Annotated in this window: 1 protein-coding gene and 1 pseudogene; one reads left to right on the forward strand and one right to left on the reverse strand. The window is 55.1% G+C overall.

The window, feature by feature from the left end:
* Positions 1–11: 11 nt before the first annotated feature.
* Positions 12–503: a DUF2127 domain-containing protein gene (locus NKJ81_RS32570; protein WP_352542988.1), complete on the reverse strand. Its 492-nt coding sequence runs from the start codon at positions 501–503 to the stop codon at positions 12–14.
* A gap of 32 nt (positions 504–535) precedes the next feature.
* Between NKJ81_RS32570 and NKJ81_RS32575 the strand changes: the two are divergent.
* Positions 536–789: pseudogene (locus tag NKJ81_RS32575) on the forward strand (phosphatase PAP2 family protein); the annotation flags it as partial.

A 789-nucleotide genomic window follows, 5' to 3' on the forward strand; every position in this document is an offset into this window, starting at 1 on the left:
AAACTTCGCTGTCATGCCGGCTTGTGCTGCCGCACGACCTTCCATTCATGCCAGATCAGCACCATGACGACAGCATCGAATACGGTCAGGACAAGCAGGCCGAACGAATGAGTGTAGGAGTAGCGGTAGACTTGATAGAACATAAATGCGCCCAGCGCCGCAAGCGATGCCGGATACGACCACAGCTTGCCTCTCAAAAGCCCGACAACGAGCAGCAGTTTTATCAGGCCGTGGCTAAGCAGGTAGAAGGCATAAAACTCCTTGCTGGCGACGGAAAAGTGGCTTGCCATCTGCGACAGATAGCCAGCTATGAAATCGTTCGGATCTTCGATCAATTCCTCTTGGGTGAATGTATTGACCCAGGAGGCAATGGCGTCGGTGGTGACGACATAAAGCAGGATCCCGCCCACGCATTCGATCAGGGCATGCGCCCCTTTAAGCCAGATGCTGAGCTCGAAAATCTGATGGATGCGGCGTTCGTCTACTGCTTTCACAAAATTCACCTTGCGATCGACAACAGCGGAAACGAGAAACGATGGATGCAGCTCTAACCCACTGGATCAACGCGGCAGCCGGGATCAGCCCTTTTCTTGATAAGGCAATGATCGCCGTCTCACAAATCGGCGTTCCGCTGATGGTGCTGGCTGTTGCCCTGCAATGGTGGGCAAAGGCCGACCGCTACCATGTGCGCCATGCTGCCTTGTCCGCCGGCTTGGCGTTCCTGCTCGGTCTGGCGATCAATCAGTTCATTTTGCTATTCGTCCACCGGCTGCGGCCCTACGATGCCGG

Source organism: Mesorhizobium sp. M0018, from assembly GCF_040323955.1.
Classification (GTDB): Bacteria; Pseudomonadota; Alphaproteobacteria; order Rhizobiales; family Rhizobiaceae; genus Mesorhizobium.